Below are 18,424 nucleotides of genomic sequence, written 5' to 3'. Positions count from 1 at the left end.
TCCCTGCTGATTGGAAAACGTATTCAGTCTAGAGAAGTATGACGCAGGGAACGGCGATCTTGCTCACACAGATGTAAACGATTACACTGATTTTGTTAAGTAAAGCGAAGTAAAAATGATTAAAAATAGGTAAAACAATAACTGTGCAAGAAATGGCCCCGAACAGGGCCGCAAAAGGGGGCTATCCGGCCCGAACCGGTGCCACCGAGTGGCGATTGATCAGGGTGGGGGTATAGATCCTGCTCTGGGTCGCGTCACTCTCCCCCGCCGCCAGCTGAATGGCCAGCTTGGCCGCCTGGGCCGCCATCAACTCGATGGGATAGCGCATGGTGGAGAGCTTGGGGCGCAAATATCTGGCATAGATGATGTCATCGAAGCCCACCACCGAAACCTCCTCCGGCACTCGCAGGCCGTTGTCCGCCAGCACGGAGATGGCGCCCGCCGCCATGGCATCGTTATAGGCCACCACGGCGGTCACCTTGAGCCCCTTGGCCAGCAGGTTGAGCATGGCACGCTCCCCCCCCTCCTCGTTCGGCGTGCCGCTCTCGATAAGCTCGGGATCGGCTGCCAGACCGGCTTCCATCAGTCCATCCTGATACCCCTGCAGACGCAAGGTGGCATCCTCGATGGCGTGATCCGAGCTGATAAAGGCGATATGGCGGTGGCCCAGTTCGATCAGGTGGCGAGTCGCCGTAGCCGCCCCCAGCCTGTTGTTGAGAGCGATGCAGCGCCCCTTGAGGGCAGGAATATCACGGTTGATCAGCACCATACCGGGCACCCGCATGGCGTAATCGTAAAGTTCCTCGTCGCTCAGCGCCTTGCTGTGCACCACCAGCGCCTCGCAGCGCTTGCCGATCAGCAGCTCGATCGCTTCACGCTCCTGACGCGCCTTGTGAAAACCGTTACCCATCAGCAGGTGAAGGTTCTGCTCGACGGCGATGCTGGAGACCCCCTTCACCAGTGCACCGAAGAAGGGATCGGCCACGTCACCGACCACCACCCCCATGGTATCGCAAGTCTGGCTGACCAGTGCCCGCGCGTTGGCGTTGGGGGTGTAGCCCAGTTCGGCCATGGCCTTCTGCACCACTTCGCGAGACGCAGCGCTGGCCTTGGGGGAGTTGTTCATCACCCGTGAAACCGTTGCCACCGACACATTGGCCAAACGGGCGACATCCTTGATGGTGCTCATGCTGTTTTCACTTCTTTCACTGTGCAATAGAGCGCCATTATACCCAGCAAACCCATTGAAAACAGGGGTGAAACGTATATCTGCCGTCAGGATGACCATAAAAACAGTGTAATCGTTTACACTGTTTTGCAAGCAAGCTCACAGTTTGGTCGCCACACCCTCGGCTAGACTGCTTCCAGACACTTTTCAGTGGAGAGCAAGATGAACGTTCTGGTCACCGGCGGCTGCGGATATATCGGCAGCCACACCTGTCTGGCCTTGCAAGCGGCAGGCATGAATCCCGTGGTGGTCGACAACCTCGGCAACAGCAAACGCAGCGTGCTAGCCCGAGTCGCGGCTATCTGCGGCCAGCAACCCCTGTTCTATCAAGGGGATATTCGCGATGCAGCCCTGCTGGACCGGATCTTCGCCGAACAGCAGATCGACGCAGTGATCCACTTTGCCGCCCTCAAGGCGGTCGGTGAGTCGACTCGCATTCCACTGGATTACTACGAGAACAACCTCGGCGGCACCCTCACCCTGCTGCAGGCGATGAAACGGGCCAATGTGCACAATCTGGTGTTCAGCTCCTCGGCCACCGTCTATGGCGATCCGGCCAGCCTGCCGATCCGCGAGGATTTCCCCCGCAGCGCCACCAACCCCTACGGACGATCCAAGCTGATCATCGAGGAGATCCTCGAAGATCTGCAGTTGGCCGAGCCGCACTGGAGCATGACCCTGCTGCGCTACTTCAATCCGGTCGGCGCCCACGAATCGGGCACCATGGGGGAAGACCCGCAGGGGATCCCCAACAACCTGATGCCCTATATCACCCAGGTCGCCATCGGCCGTCGCGACTGCCTGTCTGTCTTTGGAAACGATTACCCCACCCCGGATGGCACCGGTGTGCGCGACTACATCCACGTGATGGATCTCGCCGAGGGGCACGTCAAGGCGCTGCAACACTGCGCTGGCAAGGGTGGCGTGCACACCTACAACCTGGGCACCGGCCAGGGCCAGAGCGTGTTGCAGCTGGTCGCCGCTTTCTCTGCAGCCTGTGGCAAGCCGCTGCCATTTCGCATCGAACCGCGCCGCCCGGGCGACATCGCCGCCTGCTGGGCCGATCCGGCCAAGGCGCAGCGTGAACTGGGCTGGCAGGCGACCCGGGACATAGACGCCATGTGCGCCGACAGCTGGCGCTGGCAATCCGCCAATCCGAACGGTTACGAGGAGTAGGCCTGCCTGCTCCCCGGTAATAAACGAGTCTATTTTTCAATACCTTATTCAGGAGAGATGATGTTCAACCCCGTCGATCATCCCCATCGCCGCTTCAACCCGCTGACCGGCCAGTATGTGCTGGTCTCCCCCCACCGGGCCAAACGCCCCTGGCAGGGACAGGTGGAGAAGGTGAGTCAGGCCCCCAAACAGGCCCACGATCCCGACTGCTTCCTCTGCGCGGGCAACACCCGGGTCACTGGCGACATCAACCCCGACTACAAGGGCACTTTTGTCTTTACCAACGACTTCGCCGCTCTGATGCAGGATACTCCGGCCGCCGATAGCGCCAGCGATCCCCTGCTGAAACTGGAAGCCGCCCGCGGCACCAGCCGGGTCATCTGCTTCTCGCCGGACCACGGCAAGACCCTGCCAGAACTGCCGCTGCCCGCCATCGAGGGGGTGATCACCACCTGGATGGACCAGGTCGCCGAGCTGTCGGCCCAGTGGCAGTGGGTGCAGGTCTTTGAAAACAAAGGGGCAGTCATGGGCTGCTCCAACCCGCACCCCCACGGCCAGCTCTGGGGCAGCAACTTCCTGCCCAACGAGATCGCCCGCGAAGAGCAGCACCAGCGCGACTGGCTGGCGGAGCATGGCCGCCCCATGCTGCTGGAGTATGTGGAGCGGGAGCTGGCGGATCGCTCGCGCATCGTGGTGGAGACCGAGCACTGGCTCGCCGTGGTTCCCTTCTGGGCCGCCTGGCCGTTCGAAACCCTGCTGCAGCCCAAGGCGCACGTCCCCTCCATGCTCAATATGACCCAGGCCCAGCAACAGGATCTGGCGGTGGCGCTCAAGGAGCTCACCAGCCGCTACGACAACCTGTTCGAGTGCAGCTTCCCCTACTCCATGGGCTGGCACTTTGCACCGCCCAAATCGGAGTGCCCCGAGGCGTGGCAACTGCATGCCCACTTCTATCCGCCGCTGCTGCGCTCCGCCACCGTGCGCAAATTTATGGTCGGCTTCGAGATGCTGGCCGAAACCCAGCGCGACCTTACACCCGAGCAGGCTGCCGAGCGGCTGCGTGCCCTGAGCCCCATTCACTACACCCAGACCAGCCACACCAATGAGGAGGCCCTATGACCCCCAGCCAACGCGTCAGCACCGTTTTTGCCGAGCAATTTGCCAAAGCGCCCGATCTGCTGGTGCGCGCCCCAGGTCGCGTCAACCTCATCGGTGAACATACCGACTACAACGACGGCTTCGTGCTGCCCTGCGCCATCGACTACGAGACCTGCGTCGCCATCGGCCTGCGCGATGACCAGCAAGTGCAGGTGATCGCCGCCGACTACGACAACCAGCGCGACCAGTTCGACCTCGGCCAGCCCATCGAGCATCACCCCAGCCAGCGCTGGAGCGACTACATCCGTGGCGTGGTGAAATATCTGCAAGCGCGTGGTTATGCCATGCGCGGCCTCGATCTGGTGGTCTCCGGCAACGTGCCGCAGGGAGCGGGGCTCTCCTCCTCTGCCTCGCTGGAAGTGGCCATCGGTCAGGCCTTCAAGGAGGCGCTGGGGCTCGACATCAGCCAGGCCGAGATCGCCCTCAACGGTCAGCAGGCGGAGAACAAGTTCGTCGGCTGCAACTGCGGCATCATGGATCAGATGATCTCCGCCAGCGGCAAAACCGATCATGCCCTGCTGCTCGACTGCCGCTCGCTGGAGACCCGTCTCATCCCCATGCCCAGCGATCTGGCGGTGCTGATCGTCAACTCCAACGTGCGCCGCGGTCTGGTGGACAGCGAATACAACACTCGCCGTCAGCAGTGCGAGGCCGCCGCCCGTCACTACGGGGTCAAGGCGCTGCGCGACCTCGATCTGGCGGGACTGGAAGCGGGCAAAGCAGGGCTGGATGAGGCCTGCTATCGCCGTGCCCGCCACATCGTCGGTGAAAACGCCCGCACCCTGGCGGCCGCCGATGCGCTGGCGAGCCACGATCTGACCCGCCTCGGCGAACTGATGGCCGAGTCGCACGCCGCCATGCGCGATGACTTCGAAATCACAGTGCCCGCCATTGACGGTCTGGTGGAGATCATCAAGGCTAAAATCGGCACTGATGGTGGCGTGCGGATGACTGGCGGCGGCTTCGGCGGCTGCGTGGTCGCCCTGCTGCGCCCCGAGAAAGTAGCCGAGGTGATTGCCGCGGTTGAAGCCGAGTATCCGACCCGCTTCGGCCTCAAGGCCGACTGCTACGTCTGCTCTGCCAACGCCGGTGCAGGCAAGCTATGAACAGCACCATGACGCCATTCGAACTGGAAAACGAGGAGGGGCTGCGCCTCCGCGGCCTCGATTTTGGCGCCACCCTCACCTCCCTCACCCTGCCGGTAGCGGGCCAGCGCCGTGAAGTGCTGCTGGGCTGTGCCGACGATGCCTATCCCACCCAGCAGGTGTGGCTGGGTGCGGTGGCGGGGCGTTTTGCCAACCGCATCGGTGGCGCCGAGCTGCTACGCGATGGCCAGCGCTGGCCGCTGGATGCCAATCAGGCTCCCAATTGTCTGCACGGCGGGCAGGCAGGCTTTCATCGCCAGCAGTGGCAAATCAAGGAGCTGGAGGCGGATCGGGTCAAGCTGGTGTTGCTCTCCCGTAGCGGGGATCAGGGCTTTCCCGGCAATCTGCGGGTGACACTGGAGTATCGGCTGGAGCAGAGCGATCTGGTGATCGACTTTGTCGCCAGCACGGATGCGGCGACCCCGGTCAGCCTCACCAGCCACGCCTACTTCAATCTCGATGAGCAAACCGATGGCGGCGATGTGCGTGACCACCTCATCAACATCAATGCCGACCACTTCCTGCCGACCGATCCGAGCGGTTTGCCGCTCGCCATCACACCGGTGGAAGGGCCGTTCGATCTGCGCCACGAGCGCCTGATTGGCCAGGATTGGCTGAGCCATCCCCAGCAGCAACAGGCCAAGGGGTACGATCACGCGTTTGTGCTCAATGGACCGGCTGCCGAGTGGGCGGCACGGGTGGTCTCGGGGGATCGCCAGCTGGCAATGGAGATCTACACCAACCAGCCTTCGCTGCAGTTTTACACCGGCAACTGGCTGGCCAATACCCCGAACCGCAGCGGCCTGTCGCACCGGGATCACGACGGCTTCTGTCTTGAGGCGCAACAGCTGCCGGACAGCCCCAATCGCCCCGAGCTGGGCAACCCTTGGCTGCTGCCGGGTGGGCGTTATCACCACCAGACCCGCTACCGCTTTATCCGCGACTAACTTAAAGAATTCATGATTTTTACATAGCCTCAGCAGTCACAATCGAGCAAGATATGCCGCCCCGAGACCCTTTCGGGGCGTTTTTACATCAACGAAGTTAAGGATTGTTTGTTCGATGACTGACACTTATAGCCTGCTGGTCGCCTTTATTCTGGGCGTCGTCGAGGGGCTGACCGAGTTCCTCCCCGTCTCCTCCACCGGCCACATGATTATCGTCGGCCATCTGCTGGGCTTTGAAGGCCCAAAGGCTGCCACTTTCGAAGTGGTGATCCAGCTGGGCTCCATCCTCGCTGTAGTCGCCGTGTTCTGGCGCCGCCTGTTTGGCCTGATTGGCATCCACTTTGGCCAGAAGCCCTCTCAGGATCATGCCACCCTGTCGCTGATCCACGTCATCCTCGGCATGATGCCCGCCATCGTGGTCGGTCTGGCCATCCACAGCTGGATCAAGGCCCATCTGTTCGGGCCAGAGACAGTAATGTACGCGTTGATCGCGGGGGGTATCCTGCTGATCATCGCCGAGAAGTTCCGCCCGGCCGTCAGCGCCGAAACCCTGGATGACATCAGCTACAAGCAGGCGTTCGGTATCGGTATGTTCCAATGTCTGGCCCTGTGGCCCGGCTTCTCCCGCTCCGGCGCCACCATCAGTGGTGGCATGCTGATGGGGATCAGCCGTCACGCGGCGGCCGAGTTCTCCTTCATCATGGCGGTGCCCATGATGATGGCGGCAAGCACGCTGGATCTCTACAAGAGCCGCGATTTTCTCTCGATGGCCGACTTCCCGATGTTTGCAGTAGGCTTTATCACCGCCTTCGTGGTAGCGATGTTTGCGATCAAGACCTTCCTGACATTGATCCGCCGCATCGACTTCATCCCGTTCGCCATCTACCGCTTTATCGTGGCATTCGCCGTCTATCTGGTGTTTGTCGCCTGACCGGTAGCCTGCAATGAAATGACAAAAGGGACCAACTTGGTCCCTTTTTCTATGGCGTCATGGTGCTCAGTAGAGGTGCTGGCTGATGCCGTTCAGCAGCCGCGACAGCCCCTTGGTGAACTGCACCGGCGCATCCTGTACCGTGTAGCAGAGGCAACCGTCCGGTGTATGCGGGCTGTGGGAGTGGCTGGCATCGCGCCAGATAAAATCTCCCGCCTTGTAAAGGGTATCGCCATCCTGAATGTTGCCCGCCAGCAGCAGAGTCAGCTCATAGCCCTGATGAGTGTGCTCGGGGATACGGCCGCCCGCTTCGATATGGAGCAGACTGGCGCGCGCCCCCATCTCGTCCAGCGGCAGACTCTGCTGACGAATAGCCCCGATATGGCGCCACTTGGGCGAGCGGTAGCGGGCCAGCACCCGTGGCAAACGGTAGGCGTGACCGGCCACCTCCAGCTCGCCGGGCTGGTCATGTGTTGGCTCGGAGAGGGGCTCTGCCAGCGGCTGGGCCAGAATATCCGCCAGCATGGCGTCGAATCCGGCGTCCAGTCCCAATTCATCGCGGGAGTTCACCTCGGGCTCTGCTGGCGAGGCAAGATATTGCTGCGCCAGCTCCTCTTCGAATGTCTTCAGTCGGGCAGCACAATCGGGGCAAAGTTCACAGTGGGCGGAGAGCCCCACTGCCAGCGGCAGAGGGAGCTCGTCGGCGGCGAAGGCACGCAGCATAGGGTCGGTCGGATGGGCTTTAATCATGGCCTTGCTCCACTTGCTCTTTCAGTTTCTGTAACGCCAACCGGAGGCGGGACTTGATGGTGCCGAGCGGCACGCCGAGTCGCTCCGCCACTCCTGCTGGGAGAACTCCTGCAGATAGATGCCACGCACCACCTGCTGTTGCGGCTCCGGCAGGGTGCCCAGATAGTGGGCCATCTGACGGGTCAGCACCGCATCTTCCCCGCCGCTCAGGTGCTCCTCTTCTGCCTGAAACTCCAGCACTGGCCACAGCTCCTCGGCACAAAGATCCTCCTTGCTGGCGCGCCGACGGCGCAGCATGTCGAAGCACTGGTTGCGCATCACGGTGTAGATCCAGGTGGTCGGCGCCCCCTTATCCGGGTGGTAGAGGCGCGCCTTCTGCCACACCAGCAGCATGGTCTCCTGCACCAGCTCCATGGCGTTGGCTTCGCTGCCGAGGTGGCGCAAGCCGTAGCTGCGAATACGCGGCGCAAAGTGTTGGAACAGGCGGGCAAAAGCAGCCTTGTCGGCCTGCTCTGCCACCCTGATCATCAGAGATTTGAGGTCGCCATCCGGGTTATCCATCACGGGCGAAGTCCTGCGTATGGTCGAGTGTGGTTGGCCAGTATATGCCATTGCGCCATCCCTTTGGTGTGCTGTCGAACATGCTGTGGTGATGACTTGTACGGCGCTGCGGCGCTGGCGGATCAGCGGGTCAGGAAAAAATCAGTGGCTGGCCACCAGCACCCCCTTGAGCAGGGCGATGGCGGGCTGATTGTCGGCAGCGGCCAGCAACAACTGCTTCTGTTCAGGGGGGATGGGCAGCACCTCCAGCCAGCGCTGGGCCACCCAGTTGCCATCATCCCAGCGGGGGGCGGGATAGAGGGCGGCATAGTCGGGATAGTCGGCAAACACCTCCCGCAGCGCATCAACCAGTGGTTGCTGGTCGGGATGGAGCCGGCGGGGCGGCCAGGCCGTCAGCGGCGTCACCTCGCCGATACGCAGGCCATCCTGCTCCTGCCACAGATCCTCTATCTGCACCCGCTCCATCCCCTGCACCGTGATCCCCAGCATGCCGTCCGGCAGCCGGTCGAAATCGATGATGGTGACCCGGGTGGCGATGGGCAGCATGTTGCGCAGGGCGTCGGGCTGGCGAGGGTCCACCATGCAGAGGGCAAAGCCGGACTCCCCCGCCTCTGCGATCATCCGCTGGTATCTCGGTTCGAAGATCCGCAGCGGCATGACGCCGCCGGGCAGCAGGTGGGCAGATAGGGGAAACAGCGCCAGTCGCATCGCAAACTCCTCGGTTGGGAACCTCTGTTGATACGCCGGGCCAGAGGGAGGAGATCATTCCCGTCAGCGGAAAGGAAAAACCCTTAACAATCAGGGGAAAATAGCCTGGACAAGCCGCTTCGATATGCAGTAGAAATGGATAAGCACCGTAATTTCCGCCCAATATTCTGGAATATGGCGCTAAACGCAGTGAAATATCCGCCCGACAGTGAGCGGCGGGTCATCCCTATAGTTTTCTCGAGCCGATGCGGGTAAAATTCACGCCCTTATATATCAGTCATTTTTCGACGCGCAACCTTGGTGGTCAGTTATGAAAGAGCATATTCATCATCTACTTGAACAAACGGTAGCCAATCTCAAGTCAGCAGGCGTCCTGCCGGCGGACCTGGAAGCCCGCGTGCAAGTAGACCGATGCAAGGAAAAAGCTCACGGTGACCTGGCCACCAACCTGGCCATGCTGCTGGCCAAGCCGGCCCGCAAGAATCCCCGTGAGCTGGCAGCGGCCATCATCGAGCACCTGCCTGCCTCCGACCTGATCGCCAAGGTCGAGATCGCCGGCCCCGGCTTCATCAACTTCTTCTTCGACCAGCGCTGGCTGGCCGGTCAGGTCGAGGCCATGGTCGCCTCTGCCAACGCCAACGTACGGTTGCCCGCGCCACAAACCGTGGTGGTGGACTACTCCGCCCCCAACGTGGCCAAAGAGATGGCCGTGCACCACATCCGCTCCACCGTACTCGGTGACGTGGCTGCGCGCGCGCTGGAATTCCTCGGCCACAAAGTGATCCGTGCCAACCACATCGGCGACTGGGGTACCCAGTTCGGCATGCTGATCGCCTATCTGGAGAAGATGTCCAACGAGCACGCCAGCGACATGGCGCTCAAGGATCTGGAAGCCTTCTACACCCAGGCCAAGCGTTGCTACGACGAAGACGAAGCCTTCGCCGAGCGCGCCCGTAACTACGTGGTCAAGCTGCAAGGCGGCGATGAGTACTGCCGTACCATGTGGAAGAAGCTGGTCGACATGACCATGGAACAGAACCAGATCAACTACGACCGCCTGAATGTCTCCCTGACCAACAAGGACATCATGGGCGAGTCCATGTACAACGACATGCTGCCGGAAATCGTGGCCGACCTAAAAGCCAAGGGGCTGGCGGTCGAGAGCGAAGGCGCCACCGTGGTCTTCCTGGACGAGTTCAAGAACAAGGATGGCGAGGCCATGGGCGTCATCATCCAGAAGAGCGATGGCGGTTTCCTCTACACCACCACCGACATCGCCTGTGCCAAATACCGTTATGAAACCCTGGGCGCCGACCGTGTCATGTACTTCATCGACTCCCGTCAGCACCAGCACCTGATGCAGGCCTGGACCATCACCCGCAAGGCGGGCTATGTGCCGGAATCCGTCCCCCTCGAGCACCACGCCTTCGGCATGATGCTGGGCAAGGATGGTCGTCCCTACAAGACCCGTTCCGGTGGCACCGTCAAGCTGGTTGACCTGCTGAACGAGGCCGAAGAGCGCGCCGCTGCGCTGCTGGAGAGCCGCAACAGCGACCTCTCTGCCGAAGAGAAGGCCAACGTGGTCAACGCCATCGCCATGGGCGCAGTCAAGTATGCGGATCTCTCCAAGAACCGTACTACCGACTACATCTTCGACTGGGATCTGATGCTGTCGTTTGAAGGCAACACTGCCCCTTACCTGCAGTACGCCTATACCCGTATCCAGTCCATCTTCCGCAAGGCCAACATCGATGCCGAGACGCTGACCGGCAATGTGGCCCTGAACGAAGAAGCCGAAGAGGTGCTGGCCCAGAAGCTGATCCAGTTCTCCGACGCGGTCAACGGCGTGGCCGACAAAGGCATGCCGCACCTGCTCTGTACCTACCTGTACGAGTTGTCCGGCAACTTCATGACCTTCTATGAAGCCTGCCCGATCAACAAGGATGGCGTGGACGAAGCAACCCGTCAGAGCCGTCTGCTGCTGTGCGCCGCCACCGCCAAGGTACTGAAACTGGGCCTCGGCGTACTGGGCATCCATACCCTGGAGCGCATGTAATAGATGGCAACCCGGGATTATGTCGGCAGCCGCCCGCGACGTCGGGCGGGTGGCCGCAATACCAAGAAAGCGGCCCCTCGCCGCTTTCCTGTTATTCCAGTGCTGCTGGTCGTGGCACTGCTGGCAGGCTTTGGTGGCTTCCTTTACATGATCAATGGCAAGGGCAACGATGCCCCCACCATTGAGGAGCAGGTAAAGGCCAACAAGCCAAAAGCGCAGAATAACGGGCTGCCTCAGGAGAAGTGGAGCTACATCGAACGGCTTGAGAACAAGCAGGTCGATGTTATCGAGCCACCGCCCCAGCCGGGTGTGCTGCCGCCACCACCGGCAGATACCATGACCCTGCAACCGGAGAAACTGCCGCAGCCGGTGCCGACCGACATTCCCCAGCCGGGAACACCGATCGGCCAGCCCAAGCCCTATCAGCCCAATCCGGCAACCACTCCCTCCACCTCCGGTGCGCCGGTTGCCAGCGCGCAAGAGCAGGTGATCGACCGCAAGGCCGAACGGGAGCGGATGGAGCGGGAGATCCGTGCCGAGCTGGAGCGGGAGCGGGCCGAAGCGGCCAAGGCCAAAGCGACCACCCCGCCAGCCCAGACCGCAGCCGCCGACGGCGGTCGCTATATGATGCAGTGCGCCGCCCTGCGCTCGCAGGATTCCGCAGAGTCGCTCAAGGCGCGTATCGCCTTCACCGCCGGCCTCTCTTCCAGCCTGCAGGTGATCAATGGCGCCAACGGTACCGTCTACAAGGTGATGGTCGGCCCCTTCAACGGCAAGGCGGCCGCCGATGCGGCCAACAGCAAGCTGCAGAGCTCCGGCATCAGCGGCTGCATTCCCAAGAAAGGGTAATCCGCTTACCGTTGACGCAGGGCCGGGTGGCAACACCCGGCCCTGTTCTTTTGGTGCCACTCGCACCCACCCTGTTTGCTACCCCGTTTATCCCGACCAGAAGCAGGGTTGAAAAGCCCGTTTGCCATCCCCATCTTTTCTGCCATGCACAGTCAGGCCGTCATTCGGCTCAAGCGAGGTAAGTAAAGTGACTACCATAGTTTCAGTTCGCCGCAACGGTCAGGTCGTCATCGGTGGCGATGGCCAGGTTTCTCTTGGCAACACCGTCATGAAGGGCAACGCCCGCAAGGTTCATCGTCTCTATAACGGCAAGGTGCTGGCCGGTTTCGCTGGCGGTACTGCCGACGCCTTCACCCTGCTCGAGCGTTTCGAAGCAAAACTGCAGGCCCATCAGGGTAATCTGGAGCGCGCCGCCGTGGCGCTGGCCAAAGATTGGCGCACCGATCGCGCCCTGCGCCGCCTCGAAGCGCTGCTGGCCGTGGCCGACGAACACAAATCCTTCATCATCACCGGCAACGGTGACGTGGTCCAGCCGGAGCACGATCTCATCGCCATCGGCAGCGGCGGCAACTTCGCCCAGTCCGCCGCCATCGCCCTGCTGGAAAACACCGAGCTGGATGCCAGGAGCATTGTCGAGAAGTCCCTCAAGATTGCGGGCGACATCTGCGTCTTCACCAACGGCAACCACACCATCGAAGTGCTGGACTACGCCGCCAAATAAGGCCACCAGCCAAACCCAATTTCCCAAGGGGTGGGCACTGCCCGCCCCGGATACAGGAACACCATCATGTCCGAGATGACCCCGAGAGAAATCGTCCACGAGCTGGATCGTCACATCATTGGTCAGGCCGATGCCAAGCGCGCCGTTGCCGTTGCCCTGCGCAATCGCTGGCGCCGGATGCAACTCGACGAAGAGATGCGCCATGAAGTAACCCCGAAAAACATCCTGATGATCGGCCCGACCGGTGTCGGCAAGACCGAGATCGCCCGTCGTCTGGCCAAGCTGGCCAACGCCCCCTTCATCAAGGTGGAAGCGACCAAGTTCACCGAAGTGGGCTATGTCGGCAAGGAAGTGGACAGCATCATCCGCGATCTGACCGATGCCGCCATCAAGCTGGTGCGCGAAACCGAGATGGAGAAGATGAAATACCGCGCCGAGGAAGCCGCCGAAGAGCGCATCCTCGACGCCCTGCTGCCCAACCCGCGCAATACCTGGGGTGAGGAAGAGAAAGCCGACAACTCCAACACCCGCCAGATCTTCCGCAAGAAACTGCGGGAAGGTCAGCTGGATGACAAGGAGATCGAGCTGGAGCTCTCCGCCTCCCCGATGGGCGTCGAAATCATGACCCCGCCGGGCATGGAAGAGATGGCCAACCAGCTGCAGGGGCTGTTCCAGAACCTGGGCCAGAACCAGAAGAAGAAGCGCAAGATCAAGGTCAAAGAGGCCATGAAGGCGCTGATCGAAGAGGAAGCAGCCCGTCTGGTCAATCCGGAAGAGCTGAAGCAGAAAGCGATCGCAGCGGTCGAGAACAACGGCATCGTCTTCCTCGACGAGATCGACAAGATCTGCAAGCGCGGCGAGAGCTCGGGCCCCGATGTCTCCCGTGAAGGGGTACAGCGCGACCTGCTGCCACTGGTTGAAGGTTGCACCGTCAACACCAAGCACGGCATGGTCAAGACCGACCACATTCTGTTTGTCGCCTCCGGCGCCTTCCAGATCGCCAAGCCGTCCGACCTCATCCCCGAGCTGCAGGGCCGTCTGCCGATCCGCGTCGAGCTGACCGCGCTGACCACAGATGACTTCGAGCGCATCCTGACCGAACCGAACGCCTCCCTGACCGATCAGTACAAGGCGCTGATGGCCACCGAAGGGGTCAACATCGAGTTCACCAAGGATGGCATCCGCCGTCTGGCCGAAGCGGCCTGGCAGGTCAACGAGCGTACCGAGAACATCGGCGCCCGTCGTCTGCACACCGTGATGGAGCGGCTGATGGAAGATATCTCCTACGACGCCTCCGAGAAGTCCGGCGAGACCTTTGTCATCGACACCGACTACGTCAACGCCCACCTCGGTGCGCTTGTCGAGGATGAGGATCTGAGCCGCTTTATTCTGTAAGCGCGCCCCTCCCGATAAAACGCCTCCCTTCGCGGAGGCGTTTTTATTTCTCCACCACCTCCGTCATCTGCCCGGATTCTGGCCCTTATCTGCGGCAATCCATTCAATCCCAAGGCGCTTTCATACCTCCCCTTACGAAAGCCCGACGTTTTTCATCTCCGCTGAAATCTGCTCAAAAAAAGTTCTATCCACTTCTGCGCAATTGATTTATACATATGTATAAATCAGATCAAAACCTGCGCAACAGGAACCCGGAATATGAATCCAACCCGGCAAAAACTGCTCGATACCGGCCTCGCCATCGCCACCGAGAAGGGGCTGCGCGGCCTGACGGTGCGGGAACTTGCGGCGGCGGCCGAGGTGAACCTCGGCTCCTTCGTCTACCACTTCGGTAACCGCGACGCCTTTATCGACGAGCTGGTCGAGCTCTGGTACGCCCCCCTCTATGACGAGCTCAAATCGGTGGCAGCCAAAGGCGCCTACCCCTCTGCCATCGCCATGTTCGAGGCCACCATGGAGGCGCTGATCGGGCTGGTGGCGCGCCAGCGCAGCTTTATCAACCATCTGTTTGGCGATGCGCTGGCGGGTGAAGGGGCGGCCCAGCGCTTTCTGCTCAGCCTGCCGCGCCGCCACCCCTTGCTGCTGATCGAGCAGGTACGGATGGCACAGGCGGAAGGTTCGCTGGTCGCGGGCCACCCGCTCCAGCTAATGATCTTCATCATGGGGTCGGTCGGCCTGCCGCTGGTGATCGCCGGCAGCGGTCGCCAGCTCGGCTGGCTGCCCGAACAGGCAGCCCCCTTTCTCAGCCAGATAGACAACCCCGAGGCCGCCAGACAGCGGCTGGTATGGGCCCTGCGCGGCCTGAAAGAAGGAGAAGCGGCATGAAACAACGCATCGCAATGGCAGCTCTCAGTGGTTACCTCTGGTTGCAGAGCCATCCTCAAGGAGAAGCGGTATGAAGCAACGCATTGCAATCGTGGCCCTGCTGCTAACCGTTATCGGTGGCTACCTCTGGTGGCAGGGGCGCCCGGCCGACGGCTCCATCCTCTACGGCAATGTCGATATTCGCGACGTCAATCTGGCCTTTCGGGTCGGCGGCCGAGTCGATCAGGTGCTGGTTGATGAGGGGGATAGCGTCAAAGCCGGTCAACTGCTGGCCCGCCTCGATCCGGTTCCCCTCACCCACAGCCGCGACAGCGCCCGCTCCAATCTGGCTGCACTCACTGCCGCCAACGCCTTGATCCACAAAGGCTATCGCAGCGAAGAGACCGACCGCGCCCGGGCCGCACTGGCCGCCGCCGAAGCCGCTGCGCTGGAGGCCGACCAGCAGTGGCGCCGCCAGAGCACATTGGCAGCCACCGGCGCCATCTCCCGCGGTCAGCTCGATACCGCCCGCTCCCAGCGAGATCAGACCCGGGCGCAGGTACGCTCGGCACGCGAACAGCTCGCCCAGCTCGAAACCGGCTACCGCCCGGAGGAAATCGCCCAGTCCGATGCCCAGCAGGAAGGGGCCAAAGCGGCGCTCGCCAGTGCCGAACTGGCGCTGGCGGATGCCAGCCTGACCGCCCCCAGCGACGGCATCATCATCAGCCGCGCCATCGAGAACGGCAGCATGGTGCAGAGCGGAGCGACCGCTTTCAACCTCTCCCTGACCGCACCGGTCTGGGTGCGCGCCTATGTGGAGGAGCCCTGGCTCGGCCACTTCCCGAGCGGCGCCAGGGTGACCCTCACCACCGACTCGCGGCCGGACCAGCCCTATCACGGGGTAGTGGGCTTTGTCTCGCCCACCGCCGAGTTCACCCCGAAATCGGTGGAGACGCCTGACCTGCGCACTCACCTCGTCTACCGGCTGCGCATCGTGGTGCAGGATCCCGACCCGGCCCTGCGCCAAGGGATGCCGGTCACCGTCAGGCTGGTGCCATGAGCTGCGCCATCTCCCTTGAGGGGCTCACCAAACGCTTTGGCGAGCGGGTCGCCCTCAATGCCATCTCGGCCACCATTCCGGCTGGCGGCATCACCGGGCTGGTCGGCCCCGACGGCGCGGGCAAGAGCACTTTGCTGCGCCTGCTGGCCGGTCTGCTGATCCCCGAAGCGGGCACCATCCGGGTGCTGGGGCTGGACCCGGTGAGCAAGGGGGACCTGCTGCGTCAGCGCCTCGGCTACATGCCCCAGCAGTTCGGCCTCTACGAGGATCTCAGCGTGCTGGAGAACCTCACCCTCTACGCTGACTTGCGCGGCGTACTGGAGCCCGAACGCACGCCCACCTTTGCGCGGCTGCTCGCCTTCACCGATCTGGCCCGTTTCACCGCACGACCGGCGGGTAAGCTCTCTGGCGGGATGAAGCAGAAGCTCGGGCTGGCCTGCGCCCTGCTCGGCACCCCGGATGTGCTGCTGCTGGACGAACCGGGGGTCGGGGTCGATCCCATCTCCCGCCGAGCCCTCTGGCAGATGGTGCGCGAGCTGGCCAAAGGGGGAATGACGGTGCTCTGGAGTACCGCCTATCTCGACGAGGCGGAGCTGTGCGACCACGTGCTGCTGATGGCGGATGGCGAGGTGCGCACCAGCGGCACGCCGGCCGATCTGATGGGGGCCATGGCCAGCCGCTGCTGGCTGCTGGAGGCGGGGCAACTGGATGGCCGCGAGCGACGCGCCCTGCTGCGCCGGGCGCTGGCTCACCCGGCAGTGATGGATGGCGCGGTGGCGGGGGAGCGGGTTCGTCTGCTGCTGCACCCGGGCATGACGTCCCCGCCGCTGGCGGAGCTGCATCTCGCCAACGGCGCCTTTCAACCGGCCCAGCCCCGGCTGGAGGATGCCTTTATCGACCTGCTCGGCGGCGGCCCCGGCGGGGAGTCGAGTCTGGCGGCCGGGATGCGGGAAGCCGAACTGCCGCAGGGGGTCTCCCCCGAGGCGGTAATCGAGGCGCGCCACCTCACCAAGCGCTTCGGCGATTTTGCCGCCACCGATGATGTCAGCTTTGCGGTGCGCCGCGGCGAGATCTTCGGCCTGCTCGGCCCCAACGGGGCGGGCAAGTCCACCACCTTCAAGATGGAGTGCGGCCTGCTGCGCCCGAGCGAGGGACAGGCGCTGGTGACCGGCATCGATCTGGCCCACAGCCCCTCGGCGGCGCGCCAGCGCCTCGGCTACATGGCGCAGAAGTTCTCCCTCTACAAGCAGCTTACCGTGGCCCAGAACCTCTCCTTTTTCGCCGGTATTTACGGCCTGTTCGGCCGCCACCAGCAGACGCGGATCGACGCCATGGTGACTGCCTTTGCCCTCGCCTCTTGGCTCGATCAGAAGGCAGAATCCCTGCCGCTCGGCCTGCGCCAGCGCTTATCGCTGGCCTGCGCCCTGCTGCACGAGCCGCCGCTGCTGTTTCTCGATGAGCCCACCTCCGGGGTCGATCCGGTAACCCGGCGCGAGTTCTGGTCGCACATCAACGCGCTGGCCGACCACGGCGTCACCGTGCTGGTCACCACCCACTTTATGGATGAGGCGGAGTATTGCGACCGCATCGCCCTCATCTATCGCGGCAAGCTGCTGGCCCTCGGCACTCCGGACGACCTCAAGGGGCTGGCCGCCAAAGAGGCGGCGACTTCTTTGCCAACCGGTTCCTTGCCGACCTGTTCTTTGCCAACAATGGAAGAGGCCTTTATCATCCTGGTCGAGCGGGCCAGCGAGGAGGAAGCATGAGCATCAACCGTCGGCGACTGCTGGCCCTCTGCCGCAAGGAGACGCTGCAAATCGTCCGTGACCCGAGCAGCATCCTCATCGCCTTCATCATGCCGGTGGTACTGCTGGTGGTGATGGGTTACGCCATCAATCTGGATGTGGACCATCTGCGCCTCGGCATCTGGCGTACCGACAGCGGCGCCCCTGCGGTGCGGCTGGAGCAGGCCCTGCGCGGCTCTACCGCGCTGGAGATCCACAGCGGGCCGAGCAAGGAGTCCCTGCTCGCCAGTCTGGCCCGTGGCGAGATCCGCGGCCTGCTGGTGATCGACGACGGCTTCTCCCGCGCGCTGGCCGGTCAGGGCAATGGCACGCCGCAGGCGCTGCTGCTGACCGACGGCTCCGAGCCCAACACCGCCAACTTCGTCACCAACTATGTGCAGGGGATCTGGCAGGAATGGCTCGCTGGCGAGGGGGTTGCCATGCCGGTATCGATAGAGAGCCGCGCCTGGTTCAACCCGGCGCTGGTGAGCCGCAACTTTCTGGTACCGGGCTCCATTGCGGTGGTGATGACCATCATAGGCGCCCTGCTCACCTCGCTGGTGGTGGCGCGGGAGTGGGAGCGCGGCACCATGGAGGCGCTGCTCGCCACCCCGGTTACCAAGGGGGAGCTGCTGCTCTCCAAGCTGCTGCCCTACTATGGCCTTGGCATCATTGCCATGCTGCTCTGCCTGCTCTTCTCGGTGGCGGTAATGGCGGTGCCGTGGCGCGGCTCCCTGCTGCTGCTCTTTCTGGTCACCAGCGTCTTTCTCGGCAGCGCCCTCGGACTCGGCCTGTTCCTCTCCACTGTGATGCGCAGCCAGTTCAACGCCGCACAGGCAGCGCTGATCGCCGCCTTTCTGCCCGCGGTGATGCTGTCGGGCTTCGTGTTCGAGATCGCCAGCATGCCGCCGCTGCTGCGGGCCATCACTCACCTCATTCCGGCCCGCTACTTCGCGAGCTCCTTGCAGACCCTCTATCAGGCGGGCAGCGTCTTCTCGATCCTGCTGGTCAACGGTTTCTGTCTGCTGCTGCTGGCCGGTTTCTGGCTGGCCCTGACCGCCCGCAAGACGCGGCGCACTCTGGAGTAACCC

General features: G+C 62.7%; 16 protein-coding genes and 1 pseudogene. 13 read left to right on the top strand and 4 right to left on the bottom strand.

The genetic code is table 11. The features are described from left to right. Positions 1-181: 181 nt before the first annotated feature. Positions 182-1,189, bottom strand: coding sequence for a substrate-binding domain-containing protein (locus ACTG1P_RS14010; RefSeq protein WP_206876479.1), 1,008 nt, complete (start codon positions 1,187-1,189; stop codon positions 182-184). Between the two features lie 201 nt (positions 1,190-1,390). On the opposite strand from ACTG1P_RS14010, the gene galE reads away from it, so the two are divergent. The 5 genes from galE to bacA all read left to right on the top strand — a co-directional run bounded on the left by galE (position 1,391) and on the right by bacA (position 6,585). Continuing rightward, positions 1,391-2,404 (top strand): UDP-glucose 4-epimerase GalE, encoded by a 1,014-nt coding sequence (galE, locus tag ACTG1P_RS14005; RefSeq protein WP_440001530.1) that lies wholly within the window; start codon positions 1,391-1,393, stop codon positions 2,402-2,404. Between the two features lie 60 nt (positions 2,405-2,464). Then, on the top strand, positions 2,465-3,523 hold the full coding sequence (locus ACTG1P_RS14000) for a UDP-glucose--hexose-1-phosphate uridylyltransferase (RefSeq protein ID WP_440001529.1): 1,059 nt from the start codon (positions 2,465-2,467) through the stop codon (positions 3,521-3,523). Then, positions 3,520-4,668, top strand: a complete 1,149-nt coding sequence (gene galK, locus ACTG1P_RS13995) for a galactokinase (RefSeq protein ID WP_440001528.1) — start codon at positions 3,520-3,522, stop codon at positions 4,666-4,668. The genes ACTG1P_RS14000 and galK overlap by 4 nt, the downstream gene beginning before the upstream one ends. Beyond that, complete coding sequence (gene galM / locus ACTG1P_RS13990; RefSeq protein WP_440001527.1) at positions 4,665-5,654, top strand: galactose-1-epimerase; 990 nt, start codon at positions 4,665-4,667, stop codon at positions 5,652-5,654. Before galK ends, galM begins: the two co-directional genes overlap by 4 nt. Positions 5,655-5,769: 115 nt before the next feature. After that, complete coding sequence (bacA, locus tag ACTG1P_RS13985) at positions 5,770-6,585, top strand: undecaprenyl-diphosphate phosphatase (RefSeq protein WP_440001526.1); 816 nt, start codon at positions 5,770-5,772, stop codon at positions 6,583-6,585. 66 nt (positions 6,586-6,651) lie between these two features. Here bacA and ACTG1P_RS13980 read toward each other — a convergent pair whose 3' ends face one another. The 3 genes and pseudogenes from ACTG1P_RS13980 to ACTG1P_RS13970 form a co-directional block, all read right to left on the bottom strand. Then, positions 6,652-7,335 (bottom strand): ChrR family anti-sigma-E factor, encoded by a 684-nt coding sequence (locus tag ACTG1P_RS13980; protein WP_440001525.1) that lies wholly within the window; start codon positions 7,333-7,335, stop codon positions 6,652-6,654. Next, a pseudogene (locus ACTG1P_RS13975) lies at positions 7,328-7,896 on the bottom strand (sigma-70 family RNA polymerase sigma factor). Before ACTG1P_RS13975 ends, ACTG1P_RS13980 begins: the two are co-directional and overlap by 8 nt. Before the next feature lie 141 nt (positions 7,897-8,037). Next, entirely contained in the window at positions 8,038-8,604 is a 567-nt protein-coding gene (locus ACTG1P_RS13970; protein ID WP_005355544.1) for an LON peptidase substrate-binding domain-containing protein, read from the bottom strand. 310 nt (positions 8,605-8,914) lie between these two features. Here ACTG1P_RS13970 and argS point away from each other — a divergent pair, with 310 nt between their 5' ends. The 8 genes from argS (at position 8,915) to ACTG1P_RS13930 (ending at position 18,421) form a co-directional block, all read left to right on the top strand. Then, on the top strand, positions 8,915-10,660 hold the full coding sequence (gene argS, locus ACTG1P_RS13965) for an arginine--tRNA ligase (RefSeq protein ID WP_440001524.1): 1,746 nt from the start codon (positions 8,915-8,917) through the stop codon (positions 10,658-10,660). A 3-nt stretch (positions 10,661-10,663) separates the two neighbouring features. Further along, complete coding sequence (locus ACTG1P_RS13960; RefSeq protein ID WP_440001523.1) at positions 10,664-11,509, top strand: SPOR domain-containing protein; 846 nt, start codon at positions 10,664-10,666, stop codon at positions 11,507-11,509. A gap of 187 nt (positions 11,510-11,696) precedes the next feature. Further along, on the top strand, positions 11,697-12,230 hold the full coding sequence (gene hslV, locus ACTG1P_RS13955; protein WP_042018387.1) for an ATP-dependent protease subunit HslV: 534 nt from the start codon (positions 11,697-11,699) through the stop codon (positions 12,228-12,230). Between the two features lie 66 nt (positions 12,231-12,296). After that, positions 12,297-13,625, top strand: coding sequence for an HslU--HslV peptidase ATPase subunit (gene hslU / locus ACTG1P_RS13950; RefSeq protein WP_100644792.1), 1,329 nt, complete (start codon positions 12,297-12,299; stop codon positions 13,623-13,625). A 258-nt stretch (positions 13,626-13,883) separates the two neighbouring features. Further along, complete coding sequence (locus ACTG1P_RS13945) at positions 13,884-14,510, top strand: TetR/AcrR family transcriptional regulator (RefSeq protein WP_440001522.1); 627 nt, start codon at positions 13,884-13,886, stop codon at positions 14,508-14,510. Positions 14,511-14,580: 70 nt separating this feature from the next. Beyond that, a complete protein-coding gene (gene hlyD / locus ACTG1P_RS13940) occupies positions 14,581-15,549 on the top strand; it encodes a secretion protein HlyD (protein ID WP_440001521.1) in 969 nt (322 codons plus the stop codon). Continuing rightward, a complete protein-coding gene (locus ACTG1P_RS13935) occupies positions 15,546-17,315 on the top strand; it encodes an ATP-binding cassette domain-containing protein (RefSeq protein ID WP_440001520.1) in 1,770 nt (589 codons plus the stop codon). The genes hlyD and ACTG1P_RS13935 overlap by 4 nt, the downstream gene beginning before the upstream one ends. Next, the gene (locus ACTG1P_RS13930; RefSeq protein ID WP_440001519.1) at positions 17,312-18,421 is read left to right on the top strand and encodes an ABC transporter permease; all 1,110 of its coding nucleotides are present in this window, start codon (positions 17,312-17,314) and stop codon (positions 18,419-18,421) included. The genes ACTG1P_RS13935 and ACTG1P_RS13930 overlap by 4 nt, the downstream gene beginning before the upstream one ends. Positions 18,422-18,424: the final 3 nt, after the last annotated feature.

This window comes from Aeromonas sp. 11P (assembly GCF_051920165.1).
In the GTDB taxonomy this organism is placed as follows: Bacteria; Pseudomonadota; Gammaproteobacteria; order Enterobacterales; family Aeromonadaceae; genus Aeromonas; species Aeromonas veronii.
Note: the sequence above shows the minus strand (reverse complement) of the source record. Positions and strands in the feature narration are given on the sequence as shown.

Coding starts and splice junctions, on each gene's coding strand:
- ACTG1P_RS14010 (WP_206876479.1), bottom strand. CDS start 1,189: ATGAGCACCATCAAGGATGTCGCCCGTTTGGCCAATGTGTCGGTGGCA.
- galE (WP_440001530.1), top strand. CDS start 1,391: ATGAACGTTCTGGTCACCGGCGGCTGCGGATATATCGGCAGCCACACC.
- ACTG1P_RS14000 (WP_440001529.1), top strand. CDS start 2,465: ATGTTCAACCCCGTCGATCATCCCCATCGCCGCTTCAACCCGCTGACC.
- galK (WP_440001528.1), top strand. CDS start 3,520: ATGACCCCCAGCCAACGCGTCAGCACCGTTTTTGCCGAGCAATTTGCC.
- galM (WP_440001527.1), top strand. CDS start 4,665: ATGAACAGCACCATGACGCCATTCGAACTGGAAAACGAGGAGGGGCTG.
- bacA (WP_440001526.1), top strand. CDS start 5,770: ATGACTGACACTTATAGCCTGCTGGTCGCCTTTATTCTGGGCGTCGTC.
- ACTG1P_RS13980 (WP_440001525.1), bottom strand. CDS start 7,335: ATGATTAAAGCCCATCCGACCGACCCTATGCTGCGTGCCTTCGCCGCC.
- ACTG1P_RS13970 (WP_005355544.1), bottom strand. CDS start 8,604: ATGCGACTGGCGCTGTTTCCCCTATCTGCCCACCTGCTGCCCGGCGGC.
- argS (WP_440001524.1), top strand. CDS start 8,915: ATGAAAGAGCATATTCATCATCTACTTGAACAAACGGTAGCCAATCTC.
- ACTG1P_RS13960 (WP_440001523.1), top strand. CDS start 10,664: ATGGCAACCCGGGATTATGTCGGCAGCCGCCCGCGACGTCGGGCGGGT.
- hslU (WP_100644792.1), top strand. CDS start 12,297: ATGTCCGAGATGACCCCGAGAGAAATCGTCCACGAGCTGGATCGTCAC.
- ACTG1P_RS13945 (WP_440001522.1), top strand. CDS start 13,884: ATGAATCCAACCCGGCAAAAACTGCTCGATACCGGCCTCGCCATCGCC.
- hlyD (WP_440001521.1), top strand. CDS start 14,581: ATGAAGCAACGCATTGCAATCGTGGCCCTGCTGCTAACCGTTATCGGT.
- ACTG1P_RS13935 (WP_440001520.1), top strand. CDS start 15,546: ATGAGCTGCGCCATCTCCCTTGAGGGGCTCACCAAACGCTTTGGCGAG.
- ACTG1P_RS13930 (WP_440001519.1), top strand. CDS start 17,312: ATGAGCATCAACCGTCGGCGACTGCTGGCCCTCTGCCGCAAGGAGACG.